Annotated in this window: 19 protein-coding genes; 14 read left to right on the top strand and 5 right to left on the bottom strand. The window is 66.9% G+C overall.

Annotation, left to right across the window (positions count from 1 at the left end):
• The first annotated feature begins 126 nt into the window (after positions 1-126).
• The 3 genes from DMR_RS05760 (at position 127) to DMR_RS05770 (ending at position 3701) form a co-directional block, all read left to right on the top strand.
• Positions 127-933 (top strand): TrmB family transcriptional regulator, encoded by an 807-nt coding sequence (locus DMR_RS05760; RefSeq protein ID WP_015859961.1) that lies wholly within the window; start codon positions 127-129, stop codon positions 931-933.
• Positions 933-1481, top strand: a complete 549-nt coding sequence (locus tag DMR_RS05765; RefSeq protein ID WP_052278955.1) for a GNAT family N-acetyltransferase — start codon at positions 933-935, stop codon at positions 1479-1481. The genes DMR_RS05760 and DMR_RS05765 overlap by 1 nt, the downstream gene beginning before the upstream one ends.
• Positions 1482-1871: 390 nt before the next feature.
• On the top strand, positions 1872-3701 hold the full coding sequence (locus DMR_RS05770; RefSeq protein ID WP_015859963.1) for a methyl-accepting chemotaxis protein: 1830 nt from the start codon (positions 1872-1874) through the stop codon (positions 3699-3701).
• A gap of 73 nt (positions 3702-3774) precedes the next feature.
• Here DMR_RS05770 and DMR_RS05775 read toward each other — a convergent pair whose 3' ends face one another.
• From DMR_RS05775 to DMR_RS05785, 3 genes are all read right to left on the bottom strand, one after another.
• Positions 3775-4311 (bottom strand): HPP family protein, encoded by a 537-nt coding sequence (locus DMR_RS05775; RefSeq protein ID WP_043600157.1) that lies wholly within the window; start codon positions 4309-4311, stop codon positions 3775-3777.
• Positions 4308-4919 (bottom strand): CBS domain-containing protein, encoded by a 612-nt coding sequence (locus DMR_RS05780; protein ID WP_015859965.1) that lies wholly within the window; start codon positions 4917-4919, stop codon positions 4308-4310. Before DMR_RS05780 ends, DMR_RS05775 begins: the two co-directional genes overlap by 4 nt.
• Before the next feature lie 131 nt (positions 4920-5050).
• Positions 5051-5389 (bottom strand): P-II family nitrogen regulator, encoded by a 339-nt coding sequence (locus DMR_RS05785; protein ID WP_015859966.1) that lies wholly within the window; start codon positions 5387-5389, stop codon positions 5051-5053.
• 271 nt (positions 5390-5660) lie between these two features.
• Here DMR_RS05785 and DMR_RS05790 point away from each other — a divergent pair, with 271 nt between their 5' ends.
• From DMR_RS05790 to DMR_RS24320, 3 genes are read left to right on the top strand one after another with little or no spacing between them, the layout of a single operon-like run.
• Positions 5661-5969 (top strand): YnfA family protein, encoded by a 309-nt coding sequence (locus DMR_RS05790; protein ID WP_052278957.1) that lies wholly within the window; start codon positions 5661-5663, stop codon positions 5967-5969.
• A gap of 42 nt (positions 5970-6011) precedes the next feature.
• Positions 6012-6890, top strand: a complete 879-nt coding sequence (locus tag DMR_RS05795) for a hypothetical protein (protein WP_015859968.1) — start codon at positions 6012-6014, stop codon at positions 6888-6890.
• Positions 6877-7272, top strand: coding sequence for a PqqD family protein (locus DMR_RS24320; protein WP_148208369.1), 396 nt, complete (start codon positions 6877-6879; stop codon positions 7270-7272). The genes DMR_RS05795 and DMR_RS24320 overlap by 14 nt, the downstream gene beginning before the upstream one ends.
• Positions 7273-7534: 262 nt before the next feature.
• Here DMR_RS24320 and DMR_RS05805 read toward each other — a convergent pair whose 3' ends face one another.
• Complete coding sequence (locus DMR_RS05805; protein WP_015859970.1) at positions 7535-8359, bottom strand: purine-nucleoside phosphorylase; 825 nt, start codon at positions 8357-8359, stop codon at positions 7535-7537.
• Positions 8360-8470: 111 nt separating this feature from the next.
• Here DMR_RS05805 and DMR_RS05810 point away from each other — a divergent pair, with 111 nt between their 5' ends.
• The 8 genes from DMR_RS05810 (at position 8471) to DMR_RS05845 (ending at position 16128) form a co-directional block, all read left to right on the top strand.
• On the top strand, positions 8471-9229 hold the full coding sequence (locus DMR_RS05810; RefSeq protein WP_015859971.1) for a motility protein A: 759 nt from the start codon (positions 8471-8473) through the stop codon (positions 9227-9229).
• Positions 9216-9953: an OmpA/MotB family protein gene (locus DMR_RS05815; protein ID WP_043600158.1), complete on the top strand. Its 738-nt coding sequence runs from the start codon at positions 9216-9218 to the stop codon at positions 9951-9953. Before DMR_RS05810 ends, DMR_RS05815 begins: the two co-directional genes overlap by 14 nt.
• A 10-nt stretch (positions 9954-9963) precedes the next feature.
• A complete protein-coding gene (locus DMR_RS05820) occupies positions 9964-10386 on the top strand; it encodes a PilZ domain-containing protein (protein ID WP_015859973.1) in 423 nt (140 codons plus the stop codon).
• Positions 10367-11785: a biotin carboxylase N-terminal domain-containing protein gene (locus DMR_RS05825; protein WP_015859974.1), complete on the top strand. Its 1419-nt coding sequence runs from the start codon at positions 10367-10369 to the stop codon at positions 11783-11785. The genes DMR_RS05820 and DMR_RS05825 overlap by 20 nt, the downstream gene beginning before the upstream one ends.
• Before the next feature lie 144 nt (positions 11786-11929).
• Positions 11930-14176: an acetyl-CoA carboxylase carboxyl transferase subunit alpha/beta gene (locus DMR_RS05830; RefSeq protein ID WP_015859975.1), complete on the top strand. Its 2247-nt coding sequence runs from the start codon at positions 11930-11932 to the stop codon at positions 14174-14176.
• A 325-nt stretch (positions 14177-14501) separates the two neighbouring features.
• Positions 14502-15152, top strand: a complete 651-nt coding sequence (locus DMR_RS05835; RefSeq protein WP_015859976.1) for a hypothetical protein — start codon at positions 14502-14504, stop codon at positions 15150-15152.
• 4 nt (positions 15153-15156) lie between these two features.
• Entirely contained in the window at positions 15157-15504 is a 348-nt protein-coding gene (locus DMR_RS05840; RefSeq protein ID WP_015859977.1) for a hypothetical protein, read from the top strand.
• A gap of 27 nt (positions 15505-15531) precedes the next feature.
• Positions 15532-16128, top strand: coding sequence for a single-stranded DNA-binding protein (locus tag DMR_RS05845; RefSeq protein WP_015859978.1), 597 nt, complete (start codon positions 15532-15534; stop codon positions 16126-16128).
• A 115-nt stretch (positions 16129-16243) separates the two neighbouring features.
• Here DMR_RS05845 and DMR_RS05850 read toward each other — a convergent pair whose 3' ends face one another.
• The gene (locus DMR_RS05850) at positions 16244-18580 is read right to left on the bottom strand and encodes a heavy metal translocating P-type ATPase (protein ID WP_015859979.1); all 2337 of its coding nucleotides are present in this window, start codon (positions 18578-18580) and stop codon (positions 16244-16246) included.
• Positions 18581-18711 lie beyond the last annotated feature (131 nt).

The following is an 18711-nucleotide window of genomic DNA, read 5'->3' on the forward strand; positions in this document are numbered from 1 at the left end:
CAGGTCTCTTGGCGTACCGGGCCTTGGCCGCTCTACGCCCGGCCGGCCGGTCTGGCAAGTCGCGGGCTGTTGACACCACTTCCTGGTGGTGCTAATTGCTTTGTCACCACTAGGAGGTGGTGACGTATGATCGAAGCGCAGGAACTTGCCGCCCTGGGGCTGACCAGCTACGAGGCGGCGGCCTATCTGGCGCTTATCGGCCAGGCCGAGTTGACGCCGGCCGAGGTAGCGGCGCGAGGGACGATACCGCGCCAGCGGGTTTATGACGTGCTGGCCGGGCTGGCGGCCAAGGGGCTGTGCCAGAGCCGGGAAGGCTCGCCGCGTACCTATGCCGCCGTGGCTCCGGCCCTGGCCATGGAGCTCTTGGCCGGGGAGCGGGCGGCGGCGCTGGCCCGCCAGAAGCAGGAGGCCGAGGCGGCGGCGGCGCGCCTGACCGAGGCCCTGACGCCGCTTTTTGCCGGCGGGCGCGGCCGCAGCGACCCTCTGGCCTATGCCGAGGTCTTAAGCGGCCCCACCCGCATCGCCCAGCGCGCCCTGGCCCTGGCCCGGGCGGCCAAAAAGCAAGTGCTGTCCTCCATCACCCGGCCGATGATTCTTTCAAACGACCAGAACCAGGCGTTTATGGAAGCGCCGCTGGGGCGCGGGCTGGCCTACCGGGCGCTGTGTGACGCGAGCGTGGCCGACGAGCCGGGGTTGTCCGGGCTGTGGCCCGGGCTCTGCGCCAAGGGGCTGGAGCTGCGGGTGGTCCCGGCGTTGCCGCTGAAGATGCAGTGTTTCGACGACGAGACCACGCTTTTATCCATGCAGGACCCGGCCGGGGGCCAGCCGAGCTTCACGGCAGTGGTCATCCACAACCAGGGCGTGGCCGCCATGCTGCGCCTGGCCTTCGAACATCTGTGGGCCGAGGCCAAACCTTACGCGGGGGGAGCGTGATGCCTTGCGCAGCCGTCAGCGCCGGGACGCCTGGAAGCAGACCGCCGGCGGGGGGGATCGAAATCCGTCGGGGCTATGAGCCGGGGCTTATCGGCCGGGCGGCCGAACTGCATGGCCGCTATTACGCCGAGGCCTGGGGTTCGGGCGCGCCCTTTGAGTCGCTCATTGCCCGGGAGTTCGGGGAGTTCGTCGAGGGCTACGACGCGGGCGACGATCTGTTGCTCTCGGCCCACAAGGCCGGGCGGGTTGTCGGCATGATCGCCATTTACGGCCGCCGGCGTCTGCCCGAGGGGGCGCAGCTGCGGTTTTTCATCGTGGACCCGGCCTGCCACGGCTGCGGGGCCGGCAAGGCGCTGTTGGCCGAAGCCTTGTCCTGGTGCCGGGAGCGGGGCTTTTCCAAGGTCTTCCTGTGGACCGTCGACGGCCTGCCTGCCTCGCGCCGGCTGTACGAGAAGGCCGGCTTCCGGGTCACGGACCGGGTGCCCGACGACCGCTACACCGTCCTTCGAGACAACCTGCGCTTCGAACTCGATCTTTCGACCATCTAGTCTTTTCTTGGCGGGCGGCTCCGGGCATCAGGCCCGGGCCGTTCCGCCGCAAGCCCTCTCTCACTCGTCCTCCCGTCAAGGGCGCTGGTCGCGTTGTGACAACGCGGTCTCGCAGTATTGCGGAATCACCCGAAAGGGCGATTGCTAGACATTGGTTTGTCCGATGGAAACTCTTCTTGTGCGCGATTTGACTGGGATTGTCGTACTTGTTGTATCGTTGTAATGTGAAATGCCACAAGGGCAGACTGTTGGCATGGCAACGGTATTTTATGCGAGTGACGTCGTGTTTTCAGCAAATACGTTATATGGCTTGTCGTGTGTGCCATGCTGTGATAGATTCGGAATAGAGCACCATTTCAAGAATGATAGGGAATATGCGCACGATCCTTTATGGAGGGGAGTATGAATTTGCTTAAGGACGTTAACGTCGGCAAGAAATTGATTGTTTCTTTTCTCATCATGGCGGCATTGACGGCGATCGTTGGTTTGCTCGGTGTGCGCAGTATGGACAAAATAAACGATTTTGCCGAGTCCATGTATGGAAATGAGCTGCTTGGACTTTCCGCGATCAAGGAGGCAAATGTCAGTCTTGTCTATCTTGATCGGGCGACTAAAAATATGCTGCTGTCGTCGACGTTGGAAGACCGGCAGAAGTATGCTGGTCGCATTGAGCAGTATAAAAAAGATTATCTTGAGTCCTATGCCAAGGCCAAGCCGCTTTTCTGGACGGAAAAGGGCAAGGCCGGCATGGCCAGGCTCGCCGCCGCCTGGGAGGACTATACCCCGGTGTTGGGGAAGTTGTTGGAGATGAGCAAGTCCGAGGACCTGGCGGCCAACCGGGAGTCGGCCAAGCTGTCCATGGGGCTGGCCCGGGACAAGGTCGACGCCGTCGACGCCGTCATCGACGACCTCAGCAAGGTCAAACAGGAAAATGCCGCCCGGTTCGCTGCCCAGATCAAGGAAACCTACGACGCCAACCTGTGGGCCCTGACCGGCATCATCACGGCAAGCGTACTGCTTGGCATCGGACTCGGGCTGGTCATCGCCCGGTCCATCAGCCGGCCTCTTGGCGAAACCATGGTCTTTGCCCAGGCCGTGGCCCAGGGCAATCTGGAGGCTCAGTGCGCCGTGGAAAGCCGCGACGAGGTGGGCCAACTGGCCGTGGCCCTGCGGCGGATGGTCGGCAATCTCAAGGAAAAGATCGGCGAGGCCACGCAGAAGTCGCAGCTGGCCGAACAGGAAAGCGGCCGCGCGCGTACGGCCATGGCCGAGGCCGAGCAGGCCAAGGAACAGGCCGAAGGCAAGGCCAGGGAGATTCTGGACGCGGCCAGCCGGCTGGAAGCCGTGGTGGAGGTCGTGACCTCGGCCTCCCAGCAGCTCTCGGCCCAGATCGAGCAATCGAGCCGGGGAGCCGAGGAACAGGCCCATCGCATTGGCGAGACCGCGACCTCCATGGAGGAAATGAACGCCACCGTGCTGGAAGTGGCCAAAAACGCCTCCAGCGCCGCCCAGACCGCTGATCAGGCCAAGGCCAAGGCCGAAGAGGGGGCCGGCGTGGTCAGCCGGGTGGTGGCAGGCATCGGCCAGGTGCAAAACCAGTCCCGGGAAATGATGACCGACATGGGGGCGCTTGGCACACGGGCCGAAGGCATCGGGCAGATTTTAAACGTTATTTCCGACATCGCCGACCAGACCAACCTGCTGGCCTTAAACGCCGCCATCGAGGCGGCCCGGGCCGGCGAGGCCGGGCGCGGCTTTGCCGTGGTCGCCGACGAAGTCCGCAAGCTGGCCGAAAAAACCATGACCGCCACCAAGGAGGTCGGCGAGGCCATTCGCGGCGTCCAGACCGGGGCCAGAAAGAACATCGAAAACGTCGAACGGGCCGGAACCGCCATCGAGGAGGTCACCAAGCTGGCCAACACCTCGGGCGAGGCCTTGCGGGAGATCGTCGTCCTGGCCGAGACCACCACCGATCAGGTGCGCTCCATCGCCACCGCCTCCGAGGAACAGTCCTCGGCCAGCGAGGAAATCAACCGCAGCATCGAGGACGTCAACCGCGTGTCCTTGGAAATGTCCGACGCCATGCGCCAGTCGGCCCAGGCCGTGGGCGAGTTGGCGCATCAGGCCCAGGTGCTCAAGGAACTCATCGAGCAGTTGCGCCAGGGCGACGGTTCCGCCAAGGCCCTGCCGCCGGCCGGCCGGCGGCGGGCGCTGGCCTGAATCATTCCTTGTCAAACGCCAACGGCCCGCCTGGACGCGTCTCCAGGCGGGCCGCTTGTTTTGGCGCGTGGCCCTACCACCAATACTGAGGATAGCGCCGGGAGGGGACGGCGTTGACCGCGACCAGGGCCACGGCCAGCATGACCAGCGCCCCGGAGAGCACCGGGATCAGCGCATAGAGGTAGCCCAGGGCCAGGAGCTTGGGGCCGCCGGTGACGGCGATAAGGGCCGTGGCTCCGCCAGGGGGATGGAGCGTTCCGGTGGCGTGCATGAGCGCGATGGCCGCGGCCACGGCCACGGCGCAGGCCAGCCAGTCCGGCGAGGCGATGGCCAGCCGGACCGTGACCCCGACCAGGGCCGAGAGCACGTGGCCGCCGATGAGGTTTCGCGGCTGGGCAAGCGGGCTGGCCGGCGCGCCGTAGAGGAGCACGGCCGAGGCTCCGAAGGAACCGATAAGCAGCGACAGCCCGGCCGGGTCGGCGATACGCTCATGGAGCCAGGCCACGGCGGCGATGCCGCCCAAGGCCCCCAGAAACGACCAAAGGATTTCGGGCGCGCCCACCCGGGGCGGGGAAACGCCCGCGCCGCGCATTTTTTGCAGCAGGCTCACAGCGGACACTCCAGTCCCCGGCAGGAGCGCACCACGTCGGCCCGGCTGACAATGCCGCGAAGCACGCCCTTTTCCACCACCGGCAGGCGGTTTATGCACTGTCCGGCCATGAGCCGGGCGGCCTCGGAGCGGGGCGTGTCCGGCGCGACGACAACGGCCGGGCTGGTCATGAGCCGGGCCACGGGAGTGCGGGTCAGGGCGGCCGGGTCGGTTTCGTGGAGACAGGTTTCGGGGTCGAGGAGCCGGGCGGCCAGGGCGGCCGGGCCGGACTGGGGCGGCAGTCCGAGCAGGCGCAGCACGTCTTTTACGGACAGCACGCCGACCACCGCGCCGCCCGCGACCACGGGCAGCCCGGACACGCCGGCCCGGGCCATGGCCAGGGTGGCGTCGCGGACCGTGTCGCCGGGCGCGGCCGTGGTGACGTCCGGGGTCATGATGGCGGCCACGGGAACGTCCTGGGTCAGCCGGGCGGCGGCGTGGGCGTAGGCCAGGCGGTAGAGGTCCAGGGCCTGGTCCGGGGCGACGTCGAGATAGCCGCCGAGCTGGCGCATGGCGGCCAGGACGTCGGCGATGTCCACGGGAAGATCGGGATTGGGCGCGTGGGGCATGAGGGCATCCTCCGGCCGCCATCCTGCCAGCCCCGCTCCTGCCGCGACATGACCTAAGTCAAATTCCCCCGTTCCCAAGTGGGGGGTCCGGGGGCCTCAGGCCCCCGGCCGCCGGAGGCATCTTCACAATTCTAAATCGCCGCTTCGCCGGTCTCGCCGGTGCGGATGCGCATCACGCCTTCCACGGGGTAGATGAAGATCTTGCCGTCGCCGATGGCGCCGGTGTTGGCGGCGGCGCGGATGGCGGCCACCACTTGTTCGGCCAGTTCGTCGGCGGTCACGATCTCGATTTTGACCTTGGCGTTGAACTGCACCTGGTATTCGATGCCCCGGTAGGCTTCGACATGGCCTTTCTGGCGGCCGTAGCCGCGCACTTCGGTGACGGTGAGGCCGTGAATGCCCAAATTGTCCAGGGCGTCCTTGACCTCGTCGAGCTTGAAGGGCTTGATGATGGCTTCGATCTTTTTCATGGGATTCCCTTTTTCTGGCGCTGGATTTGCCCTGGCCGCCGCTTTTCCGGGCGGACGGAGCCGTCGTCGTGGGCTGGGCGGCGAACCCGGCCGTGTACCAAGCTTTACACGAAGGGGGATGGCGAGGTCCAGACCCGGGCGGACGCCTGATGGTCGGGAAACCGGCTTTGGCGCGGCTCGGGGAGGATGCCGGGGCTTCGGCGTGGGCCGGCGCAAAGAGGGTGGACATTTCTGTCGCGATGGCCGAGGCTGCCGCCATGTTGCGAGCCGCTTGTTGGTATGTCCTGGCCGCCCTTGGCGAAATCGCCGCTGCTACGCCTTTTACGCCTGGCTGCGCCTTGGCCGGTCGCCCGGGTGGATCGGGCCGGGGTTGGCCTCCCTCGTGGTCTTCGCCTGGGCGCTCACCCGGGTCGAGGCCCCGGCCGCCGGCCGCATTTTCGTGGCCTACGGCGGGGTCTACATCCTGGCCTCCCTGGCCTGGATGCATGTCGTCGAAGGCCAGCCGCCCGACCGCTTCGATCTGGCCGGCGCGGCCCTGTGCCTGCTCGGCGGCGGCCTCATCCTCTTTGCCCCGCGCTGACCCGCCTTGCCCGGGCGGCGGCCATGCCGTACATCTGGCCCCATGACCGCCGTCGCCGAAACAATCCTTGTCGCCTGGAACGGCTTGACCCTTGCCGTGCCGGCCCATTGGCGGCCCGCCCGGCTGGGGCTTGGCTACCTCTATTTCGAGGACGGCTCCGGTCCGGCCTTTGAGCTCAAATGGCGGCCCGGGGCCGGCCGCGACGGCATGGAGGCGGCCTTTCGGGCCATGACGCCCAAGGGTCAGGCCCGGCCGGCCAAGGGGTTGCCTGGGGCCTGGGAAGCCGCTTTGACCGCTTTTGAAACCATGCCCATCACCTGGAACATCGGGGAGCGCGGCGGCCTTGGGGCGGCGCTTTACTGCCCGGACTGCGGTCTGGCCGCCATCTTCCAGGCCTACGGCGGCCCGGATGGCCCAGGCAGTCAGCGCGTGGCCGAGGTCGGCCGGGCGCTGGCCAGCTTTTCGCATCACCACGACGGCCCCCCGGAGTATCGCGTCTTCGGCCTGTCCTTTCGGCCGCCGCCGGACTACCGCCTGACCGCCTTCCACTTCTCGCCCGGCCGGTTCAGCCTGAACTTCGCTCAAGGCAAATCGCGCCTGGACATCCTGCGCCTGGCCCCGGCCGAAGTGCTCCTGGCCCGCGATCCCCTGCCGCGCTTGGCCCGGCTGGCCTTTGGCTTCGACGCGGCCCGGCCGGCCACGGAAGCTGTCGTGGACGGCTGCCCGGCCGTGTGGGTCGGGGAGCGCCAGGGCGAACAGTGGCGCGACCGGCTGGCCCGGACCCTGGGCCGACCGGCCCGCCTGACTCTGCTGCGCCACGATCCTGCCGCCGACAAGCTCTACGGTGCGGCCGCGACGTCCCGCCATCCCATCAACCCCGACTGGCTGGCTGCCGCCGCAGGACGCTGTGTTTCCGTTTAAATCGAAAAAGCCGCCCGAGCCGGTCATGACCCGGGACGAGGCCATGAGGCTCGCCCCGTGCCCCAGCCGGGACGTGGACGTCTCGCGCACGGCCGAGGGCCTTTTCCGCCTCTCGGTTCCCGTGGCCGTGCGTCCGGCTCTGGCCGGACTGGCCAAACGCCTGGGCGTGTGGGACGGCCGGGTGCTGCGTAAAACCGTGGAACTCGACGCCATCGGCTCCTTTGTCTGGGAACGCATCGACGGTCGGGCCACCGTCGGCGAGCTGGCCGTGGCCCTGGCCGAACGCTACGGCCTCGACCGCGACGAAGCAGGATTGGCCGTGGCCGCCTTTTTGCGTCAACTCGGCCAGCGCGGCGCGGTGGGGTTCGTCGGGGGGAAGTGAGGCGGGGAATGCCTCCGGCGGCCGGGGGCCTCAGGCCCCCGGACCCCCGACTTGGGGATGGTCGGTTGGGCGGGGGAGGGCGTCGGCGGCCGACAACTCGCCAGCGAAAAGGGCTGTTTTGGGCGCGAGCAAAGCCTCGCGCCCAAAACAGCCCTTTTCGCGTGTCTGGAGCAAAAACGACAGGAGAGGCGGGCGTTGGATACCCCTGGTGGGGTTTCCAAAGGGGCTCAGCTCCTTTGGCCGCCGGGGGCATCTTTATATATTAACATTCTGGAATTATACTACTAATCAGCTTAGCTAGGTTTGTTTCGGCTTTCTTGGCCGTGGCCAGGACGTCTTCCAGGGTGGTTTCGGCCATGCAGTCGGGCAGGTTGACGTTGGTCAGGCAGGAGATGACGAGGACTTCCAGGCCCAGGTGGCGGGCGGCGATGACTTCGGTGACCGTGGACATGCCCACGGCGTCGGCCCCGAGCAGGCGCAGCATCCGGGTTTCTGCCGGGGTTTCGAGGCAGGGGCCGAGCACCCCGGCATAGACCCCGCGTTCCAGGCGAAGCCCCAGTTCCAGGGCTTTGGCGTCGGCGACTTCGCCCAGCCGGTGGCTGTAGGCTTGGCTCATGTCCGGGAAGCGCGGTCCGGCTCCGTCGTCGTTGGGGCCGACCAGCGGGTTGCGGCCGGTCAGGTTGATGTGGTCGGTCACCCGCATGAGGCCGCCGGCGGCGAAGTGGGGGTCCAGCGCGCCGGCGGCGTTGGTCAGCGCCAGGACGCGCACGCCAAGCCCGGCCAGCAGCCGCACGCCAAAGGCCACATCGCGCGGCGAGTGCCCTTCGTAGAGGTGGAGGCGGCCGGAAAGCAGCAGCGTCGGCCGGCCGGCGATGTGGCCCAGGGCCAGGGTTCCGGCGTGGCTGGGGGCGGTGGAGCGGGGGAAGCCCGGGATGTCGCTGGCGGCCATCTCCTTGCGGTCGGCCAGGGCGGCGGCCAGACCGCCCAGGCCCGTGCCCGAGACCAGCCCCACACAATTGGCCGGGATGTCGCCCAGGCGGCTTTGGACGGCGTCGGCGGCGCGCTTTACATCGTCATTGTAAACCATATACACGTCTCCTGTTGCCGCTTGTCGTAGCATGGGGCCGGCCGGTCGGGAAGGGGGAGGCCTTTCCCGGACGCGAAAGTCCCCCAATCCGCCCTTATACGGACACAACGCATGGATCTCGGGACGTTTCTTGGCCTTGCGTCGGGCATTTCTCTGGTGCTCGGGGCCATTTTCATGGGCGGTTCGCTGCGGGAGTTCATCGACATCCCAAGCCTCATGATCGTCGTTGGCGGCACCATCGCCTCCACGTGCGTGGCCTTTCCCGTGCGTGAGGTGATGCAGGCCTTTTCGGCCATGCTGCAGATCTTTTCCTCGCGCAAGGTCAGCGACGCCGAAGTGGTGGAGATGATGGTGCGCATCGCCGAGATCAGCCGGCGCGAGGGGTTGCTGGCCCTGGAAAACATTCAGACCGACAACGCCATCCTCAAAAAAGCCTGCCAGCTCATCGCCGACAACGCCGATCCGGCGCTTATCCGCGAAACCGTGCGCATCGAGATCAGTTCCATGAAACGCCGCCACGCCGTGGGCGAGGCGGTGTTCAAGTCCCTGGCCGGTTTCGCGCCGTCTTTCGGCATGATCGGCACGCTTATTGGCCTGGTGCAGATGCTTGGCCGGCTGGAAGATCCCAAGAGCGTCGGCCCGGCCATGGCCGTGGCCATCATCACCACGTTCTACGGTTCCCTGCTTTCGACGCTCTTTTTCCTGCCCGTGGCCGGCAAGCTGCGCGCCCGCACCATAAGCGAGGCCCACCAGCTCGACATCATCTTCGAAGGGGCCAAGTGCATCCTGCAAAACAACAACCCCCGTCTGGTCTACGAGAAGCTGTCGTCGTTCATTGCCCCCAAGGAGCGCCGCAATGTCCGAAGATGACGACAACTACGACGAGGAGATCGAGGAGTCCGAAGCGCCCAGCGAGTGGCTGACCACCCTGGCCGACATGTCGATGCTGCTCATGAGCTTTTTCATCATGCTTTTTTCCATGTCGAGCCTGGACGTCAAGAAGTTCTCGGAATCGTTTACTTCGGTGAAAACGGCGCTTGGCGTCAAGGACAAGGCCGTCACCATGGCCCCCATCTCCACCGGCGACATGAACGTGCTGGTGGAACAGGCCAAGCTCAAGCAGCGCATCATCGGCGAACAGCGCCGCGTCTACGACCAGTTTCGCACCTACGTCTCGTCCAAGGGCCTGGACGGCGTGGTGGCGGCCACCCTGGAAGCCGGCAAGATCACCATCGGCTTTCCGGCCGGGGTGCTGTTTCCCAAGGACGGCGTGGACCTCACCGAAGAGGGCAAGGGCAAGCTGCGCACCCTGTTTGATTTCCTCATCAAGGCCGCCGGGGAGCGCATCAACATTCGGGGGTTTACCGACAACGAACCGCCCGGAGCCGGCAGCCGCTACCGCGACAACTGGGAAATCTCGTCATTGCGAGCCGTTGCCGTTTTGCGCTACATGGTCTCCTTGGGGATGCCGCCCAACCGATTGACAGCCACCGGATTAGCTGATTTAGAACCCCTCTACCCCAACGACACCCCAGAACACCGGGCCAGAAACCAGCGCGTGGAGTTTGTGTTGGAACGTTGGATCGGCGACTAGGAGACGGGGTATGATGGACGTGACGTTCGAACTCGAAGGCGAGGTCGGCAAGCGGGCCGCCCATCGCGAACGGGTGCGGGGCCTGGTCGCCCGGCTGGACGGCGAGGCGGACGGTTTTGTCGTGCATGACGTCAGCGCCTCGGGTCTGGCCCTGGTCGATCCCGAGGCCCGTATCGCGGTTGGCCGCGACTGCCGTCTGGCCCTTGGCATCGGCCCCCGGGAGCTTATCGACGGGTTGCCGGCCAGGGTGGTGCGGCGGGCCGAGGGCGGCCTGACCGGGTTGGCCTTTGGCGAGCTGTCCCTGCGCCAGGAAGCCTGGCTCGACAAGCTTGTCCTGGAAATCCAAAAGCGGCGCATCGATCTGCGCAAGTCGCGCCAAGACGCCGAAAACCCTGAGGATAAAAAGACCCATCGTGTCGACGAAAAAACATAAAGTCCTGGTGGCCAACCGGGGCGAAATCGCCATACGCATCATCCAGGCTTGCGTTTCGCTCGGCCTGGATTTTGTTTGCGTCTACACCCGGGCCGACGAAGGCTCGGGACATCTTGCCCTGGCCCGGCAGCTGGGCGGCCCCGAGGCGGCCTACCGCGTCAGCTCCTACCACGACGCCAATGAGCTGCTGGCCGTGGCCGACCATGCCGGCGCCACGGCCATCCACCCCGGCTACGGCTTTTTCGCCGAGGATTTCCGATTCGCCCGGCGCGTGGCCGAACGCAAGCGCGGGCTTATTTTCATCGGCCCGTCCTGGCGCATCATCCGCACCCTGGGCGACAAGATCAACACCAAGCGCCTGGCCCGGAGCCTGTCCATCCCCACCGTGCCCGGCTCCGACCGGCCCGTCTACGACGAGCTGGAAGCCGAGGAGATCGCCGAAACCCTGTTCGCCTTCCAGGCCGAGCAGGGGATCGCCAACTCCGTGGTCCTGGTCAAGGCCTCGGCCGGCGGCGGCGGCATGGGCATCGAGGAAATCTACGACATCGAGCAGTTCAAGACCGTGTACCGGCGCATCCGCAACTACGCCAAGCGCCAGTTCCACGACGAAGGCGTGCTGATCGAACAGCGCATCTTCGACTTCAACCACCTCGAAGTCCAGATCGTGGCCGACCGCACCGGCACGGGCATCGTCCACTTCGGTACGCGCAACTGCACCATCCAGTCCACCGGCCGCCAGAAACGCGTGGAGATCGCCCCGGGATTTCGTCCCGAGGAAATCACCTACGCCTTCGATGCAGCCAAGCTCCTCGACGACATCACCGGCTACTCCCTGGCCATGGCCCGGGAGGTGGGCTACGACAACGTCGGCACCTGGGAATGGATCGTCTCGCCCACGGGCCAGCCCTTCCTCATGGAAGTCAACACCCGCATCCAGGTGGAAAACGGCGTGTCCGCCGCCATATCCCGCATCAAGGGCCAGGGCGACGTCAACATCATCGCCGAGCAGATCCGCCTGGGCCTGGGCGAGCCCATGGGCTACGACCAGTCCGACATCACCTTCGAGGGTGTAGGCATCGAATACCGGGTCATCGCCGAGGACCCGGCCAACCGTTTCACCCCCTGGGTCGGGCGCATCGACCAGTTCCTGGCCCCGAACCTACCCTACGCCAGGCTCCACACCCACATTCCCATGGACGCGCCTTACGAGATCCCGACCGAATACGACCCCAACCTGGCCCTGGCCATCATCTGGGGCAAGGATCTGGCCGAGGCCAAGAAGCGCGGCACGGACTACCTCGACGAGCTGACCCTGTCCGGGGCCGACGGCACGGGCGCGGAGATGAAGACCAACATCCGCTATCTGCGGGAGAAGACCTCCACCATCCTGCAGTTCTGATGTCGTGTCGGCCGGAAAACGTCTCGTTGGCCGGCCCAAGGAAATACCAACTCAGCGTGCCGCCCCGTCCCCGGGCCTCCCGGGAACCCTCCGGGGCGACACGAGCGTTCCGCCGCCGGGCGGCCGGGACCGGGAAGACACCCTATGGAAATCGAAAAGCGCGTCGTCGAACTGACTGATCGCTTAAGCTATATCAAAGACATCTTCGGCGGCCGCGAAAACGCCAACATCGCGCTTATGCAGGCCCGGCTCGACGAGTTCGCCGTGCGCGAGCGCGAGGCCAGCCCGGGCGAGCGCGCCCAGATGGTGCGCCAGATCGAGGATCTCTTCGACTTCCTCGAAAAAAAGCTCGACGACGAGCTCGTGCCCATGGACATGGTGCGCATCGTGCGCCATCCGGCCCGCATATCGCTCAAGGACATCCTGGAAAACGTCTACGACAACTACACCGAAATCGGCGGCCAGGACGAATACTCCATCGACCCGAGCATGCTCATCGCCCGGGCCTACATTACCCGCCGCCACGGCGACAAGGTCGTCAACCAGCCGGTGATGGTCATCGGCCAGGAAAAAGGCCACGGCCAGGAGTTCCGCAACGGCGGCTCGGTCAAGCCCTGGGGCAATGCCAAGGCTCTGCAATACATGAAGGTCGCCGAGACCGAGCGCATCCCCATCCATTCCTACGTCTTCACCCCCGGCGCGTTCCCCGTCGAGGACTACCCCGGCGCGGCCCAGCAGATCGCCCGCAACCTTTACGAGATGGGCGGCCTGCGCGTGCCGGTCGTGTCCATCATCTCCGAGGGCGGCTCGGGCGGGGCCGAGGCCATCGGCCTGTCCGACGTGCGCATGATGCTCTCGCGCGGCTACTATTCGGTCATCTCCCCCGAAGGCGCGGCCGCCATCGAGGCCGGCATCCGCCAGGGCCAGCGCGTGGTCCCGGAACTCATCGCCGAATGCGCCAAACGGCTCAACATCACCGCCGCCGACAACCTGCGCATGGGCTACATCGACAAAGTGCTGGAAGAGCCGGCCCTGGGCGCGCGGCCCCATCACTACGACTTCTTCAAGACCCTGCGCCAGGAAATGATCCAGGCCACGGACCAGGTGTTTCTGGGTATCGCCGGCTTCAAGCTCTTCCGCGCCCTGGTCGCCTCGCGGCGCAAGGGCGGCGATCCCGAAAGCATGTTCGTGCGCTGGACCCTGGACGAGGACGCCGCCGACCGCCTGGTCTGGAAGCGCTACTGCAAATACCGCCGTATGGCCGAGACCGCCTTCCGCGACGGCCGCCCCTCCGGCGAACGCATCGCCTCCCGGGCCAAGAGCCTGGTCTGGTCGGGCTACTCGTTTATCCGCTACGACTTCGTGCGCAAGCACACCAAGGCCCTGGCCAAGGCGGCCACCGACCTCGAGGCCGAACTGCGTCTGGTCGCCCACAAGCTGACCGCGCCGCTTCGCCGCCAGGACAAAAACGCCCCCGTGGTCTGCGACCCGGCCAAGAGCCGGATGCTCACCGAACTCTCCCAGCCCGAGCAGGGAGCCTGCCTGGAAGAATTCGGCTGGCGCTACGTCTCCCCCAAGGCCGCCGAGGACCGGGCCGTCACCTGCCCCGGAGCCAAGACCTACGGCTGCCCCGACCTCTGGGCCCCGGACCTCTACGGCGACTTCGCCGGCGTGTGCGTCAACTGCGGCCACCACTTCCCCATGGAATACGAATGGGTGCTCGGCAACGTCTTCGACGCCGACTCCATCGTGGAATACGACAACGACATCGAGGCCGGTAATCCCCTGGATTACCCCGGTTTCGAGGAAAAGCTCGACGCCGCCAAGAAAAAGACCGGCCGCAAATCCGGCTGCGTCTCCCTGGACGCCAAGATCGACGGCATCAAGCTCGTCTCCACCGTGCTCTATTCCGCCTTCCGGGGCGGCTCCGTGGGCGCGGCCGAAGGCGAGAAGTTCATCCGCGCCCTGGCCCGGGCCCGGCGCAAACACTACCCGTTTCTGGCCTACGTCCACGGCACCGCCGGCATCCGCATCCAGGAAAGCCTAAATGGCCTCATCCAGATGCCCCGCGTCACCCTGGCCGTGCGCCGCTACATCGAGGCCGGCGGCCTCTACGTGGTCCTCTACGACACCAACTCCTACGCCGGACCGGTGGCCAGCTTCCTGGGCTGCTCGCCCTACCAGTTCGCCGTGCGCTCGGCCAACATCGGTTTCGCCGGCCCGGGCGTCATCAAGGAAACCACCGGCGTCGACATCCCGCCCGACTACCACCAGGCCCACAACGCCCTGGCCCGGGGACATATCCAGGGCATCTGGGACCGCCGCGAGATTCGCAAGAATCTCAAACAGGTGCTCCTGACGATTGGTGGGAGAAATCTGTATTATCGGTAGATTGGCTGAAAGTAGAGAAGAGAAGACAAGAGAAAGATGCCTCCGGCGGCCGGGGGCCTGAGGCCCCCGGACCCCCCGAATGAAGAAAAGGGGTAAAGGGGGGAGGCAAAGTCGCCTACGAGACAAGAGCCGGTATTGTGGGAAGGCTCTGGCGAGGGGCCAAGCGCCGTTTCCCACGCGCGGGACGCGCGGCCGCCTGCCTCGGCAGGCCTGAGAACTGGCTCCGCTGCGCAGCGAGTACGCGCAACCCTTGCGGCCGACCTCGCCGCGATGTAACAAGCGCTTAAACCCACGGCCGCGACAATTCGGCCGACGGGAGACATACGTGATCGACGTCAAAGCCCTGCTCGAAGACATCAAGGCCGCGCCCTACGAGGAAATCGTGGTGGCTTCGCCCCATACCGGCGTGGTGACCTTCGCCGGCATCGAACCCGGCACGCGCGTCACCGGCATCTCCGGAGCCTTCGGCGAAAAGCCCGGCACGCTGCTGGCCAAGCTCACCCGGGAGCATAACGACAAGCCTCTTCACGCCAACGCCAAGGGCGTGGTGGGCACGGTCCACCGGGAACTCGAAGGCCGCTTCGTCGAGGCCGGCACGCCCCTGGTCGTCATCCGCCACTACCTGTCCAAGGACGAGGTCATCGCCAGCATCCTGCAAAAGGTGCTCTACCTCTTCCGCGCCCCGGAACGGGCCAAATACTATTTCATCCCGAGCGTGGACAAGAAGGTGAAGGCTTCCGGCGCGCGGTCGGTGACTGTCAAACCCGGCATGGAGCTTTTTATCGTCTCGCGCATGAAGCGCGAGAAGCCGCTCGTCTACGAAGGCCCCGAGGGCATCATCTACGCCGTCTATTTCCAGCACGACCAGAACGTGGACCAGGCCGCGCCCCTTGTGGGCGTGTGTCCGGCCGACCAGACCGACCTCATCCAGGACGTGGTCAACCGCGTGCGCACGGACTGGGAGGAAAAGGAATAACGCCATGGGCCAGTATCTGCAGATTCGCGTCATCGCCCAGACCTACGACGAGGCCGGCGCCGAGAAGCAGTTCCCCAAGCTCTACGCCCTGGCCTGGCCCGTGGAGGCCACGCCGTCCGAAGGGCCGCGCGGGCTGGTGGAGCTGGCCGGCGTGCTCGATGACCGCATCCGCCTGGGCGATCTGCCCGCCCCGGACCGCAAGGCCATGACGCCGGGCCTGGAAAAGGTCACGGCGGCCAAGATGGCCCTGGAAGGGGCGCTTGGCAACCGCGATCCCCAGGCCGCCGACCAGGCGTCCTATCAACTGGAAGACGCGCTCGGGGAGCTGGAAAAGCTCGCCCCGCGCCCCTAATTTTTCTCGCGCCAAAGGAGGTCCGCCATGGCCGGAAGCATCAACAAAGTCATTCTCGTCGGTCGTCTGGGCCAGGACCCCAAGCTGAATTACCTGCCCTCGGGCCAGCCCGTGGCCGAGTTCAGCGTGGCCACCGACGAATCCTACAAGGACCGCGAGGGCAACAAGGTCGAGAAGACCGAATGGCACCGGGTCAAGGTGTTCGGCCGCTCGGCGGAATTTTGCAACAACTACCTCGCCAAGGGGCGGCTGGTCTATATTGAAGGCTCCATCCGCACCCGCAGCTGGGACGACCAGCAGGGCCAGAAGCGCTACATGACCGAGGTGGTGGTGTCCGGCCCCGGCCACACCGTCCAGGGCCTGGATTCGCGCGGCGGCCAGACCGCCGAGGCTCCCATGGGCGGCGATGAGGGCTTCGCCCCGCGTCGCGGCGGCGGCCAGCAGGGTGGCTACGGCAACCAGCAAGGCGGTCAGGGCGGCGGCTACGGCGGCGCGCCCCGCCAAGGCGGCCAGCAGGCCGGCGGCCGTCCCCAGCAGGGCGGCGGGCGTCAGTCGTACCCCGAGGACGACCTCGGCCCGGCCTTCCCCTCCGAAGCCTCGGGCATGGACGACGTGCCGTTCTAGCGACAGCTAGCCATGCGATAACGAAGGGCGAAGCCACAGCTGTGGCTTCGCCCTTTTCTTTCGTTGGGGGGTCCGGGGGCCTCAGGCCCCCGGCCGCCGGAGGCCTCTTTTATTTTCACTTTCTCAATAGTCTCAAACCATTGGCAATGACCAGCAAGCTTGTGCCCATGTCGGCGAAGACGGCCAGCAGCATGGAGCCGTAGCCCAGGAGAGTCAGCGCCAGCACCAGTCCCTTGAGGCCCAGGGCCAGGGCAATGTTCTGTTTGAGGGTGGAGACGGTGGCCCGGGACAGGCGCACGAAGGCGGCTACCTTGCGCAGGTCGTCGTCCATGATGGCCACGTCGGCCGTTTCGATGGCCGCGTCGGTGCCGGCGGCGGCCATGGCGAAGCCGATGTCGGCCCGGGCCAGGGCCGGGGCGTCGTTGATGCCGTCGCCGACCATGCCGACAAGCCCGCTGCCGTCGCCCTTGGCCGTCAGCGCGTCAACGGCGGCGGCCTTGTCCTCGGGCAGCTGGTCGCCGCGCGCCTCGTCAATGCCGGCTTGGCCCGCGATGACGGCGGCGGTGCGGCTGTTGTCGCCCGAGAGCAGCACCGTGCGGATGCCCAGGCTGTGCAGCTCGGCCACGGCCTCCCGGCTATGGGGCTTTATCACGTCGGCGGCGGCGTAGATGGCCAGCACCATGTCCGGGCCGGCGAGCAGGGCGGCCGTTTGCCCCTGGGCTTCCAGGGTTTCCAGCCGGGCTTCGATGGCCGGGCCGCACAGGCCCAGTTCCTCGATGAGCCGGTGGTTGCCGAGGTGGTACGGCACGCCGTCCACGACGCCGCGCACGCCGCGTCCGGGCAGTGCGGCGAAGTCGGCCACGGGCAGTGCGGCCACGCCGTCCTCGCGTCCGGCCCGGGCCAGGGCCTTGGACACGGGATGGTCCGAGCGGGCGGCCAGGCTGACGGCGACGGCCCGGTTGGCGGCGGCGTCGCCGGCCAGATCAAAGGTTTCGGTGGCGCTGGGCTTGCCGGTGGTCAGGGTGCCGGTCTTGTCCAGGACCATGGTTGTCAGCGCGTGGCCTTGTTCCAGGAACAGGCCGCCCTTGACCAGGATGCCGCGCCGGGCGGCGGCGGCCAGGCCGCTGACCATGGACACCGGGGTGGAGATGACCAGGGCGCAGGGGCAGGCGATGACCAGGATGACCAGCCCTTTGTAGATCCAGTCGGTGAACGACGCGCCGGCGACCAGCGGCGGCAACACGGCCACGGCCAGGGCCACGGCAAAGACGGCCGGGGTGTAGACGGCGGCGAAGCGGTCCACGAACCGCTCGGTGCGGGCTTTCTTGCCGGGCGAGGCGACCACGGCCCGGGTGATGCGGGCCAGGGTGGAGTCGTCGGCCAGGGCGGTGGTGCGGTAGATCAGCTCGCCTTCCTGGTTGACCGTGCCGGCGAAGAGCTGGTCGCCCGGGCCTTTTTCCACGGGCAGGGACTCGCCGGTGACGGCCGACTGGTCCAGGGCCGACCGGCCGGCCTCGACCGCGCCGTCCAGGGGCACGCGCTCGCCCGGGCGCAGGCGTATCCGGGCCCCGATGGGCACGGCTCCGGCCGCGACCACGGCCTCGGACCCGTCGTCGCCGATGACCGTGGCTTCCTGGGGAGCCAGGGCGAGCAGGGCGGCCACGGCGTTCTTGGCCCGGGTGAGCGAGGCGGCTTCGAGTTTCTCGGCCACGGCGAACAGCGCCATGACCATGGCCGCCTCGGGGAACTGGCCCAGCAGCAGAGCGCCAGCGGCGGCCACGCTCATAAGCGCGTTGATGTTGAGGTCGCGGCGCAGCACGGCCAGCCAGCCCTTTTTAAAGACCGGCAGGCCGGAGAGCGCAATTGCGGCGATGGCGCAGGCCGCCGGCAGCCAGGGCGAGGCTACGTCGCGCCATTCAAGGAGTTCGGCGGCCACGGCCAGGGCCAGGGACACGGCCAGCTTTGGCGTCATCCAGACCGGGGCCGACTCGGGGCCGGCCGGCCGGCGCTTGTCCACGGGCACGGCTTCCATGCCCAGGGCGGCGATGGCGGCGGTGATGGCGTCGGTTGCGGGCAGGTCGTGGCTGACGGTCAGCTCCCGGCCGAGCAGGTTGAAGGCGAGGCCCTTGACGCCGGCCATGGGTTCGAGGGCTTTGCGGATGAGCCGTTCCTCGGTGGGGCAGTCCATGGCCTCGATGCGAAACACGTCGACGCTTTTGCCCGGCGGCAGATCGGCCGGGGCCTGGGGCTTGGCGGCGCTGTCGCCGCAGCCTGCGCCGCAACAGCAGGGGAAGATGTCAGCCTGGTCCAGGTGGCCCAGGAGCGGTCCGGGGGCGTGGTCGTGCGCATGGGCATGGCCGTGCCCGTTTCCGGGCGCGGAGACGGACAGTCCGGCATTGGGGCCGTCGCAGCGGCAGTCATGGCCGTGGCCATGGGTGTGATCGTGGGGCATAAAAACCTCCTTGCCTCATCCGCGATCATGAGACACCTTGGAGCAACTCCAGGGTCAAGTTTTTTTTCACGGGCCCCGAAAAACCACCGCCTCCCCCTCGTCCCCCCTTTCGGGAGGGTCCGGGAGGGGCT

Source organism: Solidesulfovibrio magneticus RS-1, from assembly GCF_000010665.1.
Classification (GTDB): domain Bacteria; phylum Desulfobacterota; class Desulfovibrionia; order Desulfovibrionales; family Desulfovibrionaceae; genus Solidesulfovibrio; species Solidesulfovibrio magneticus.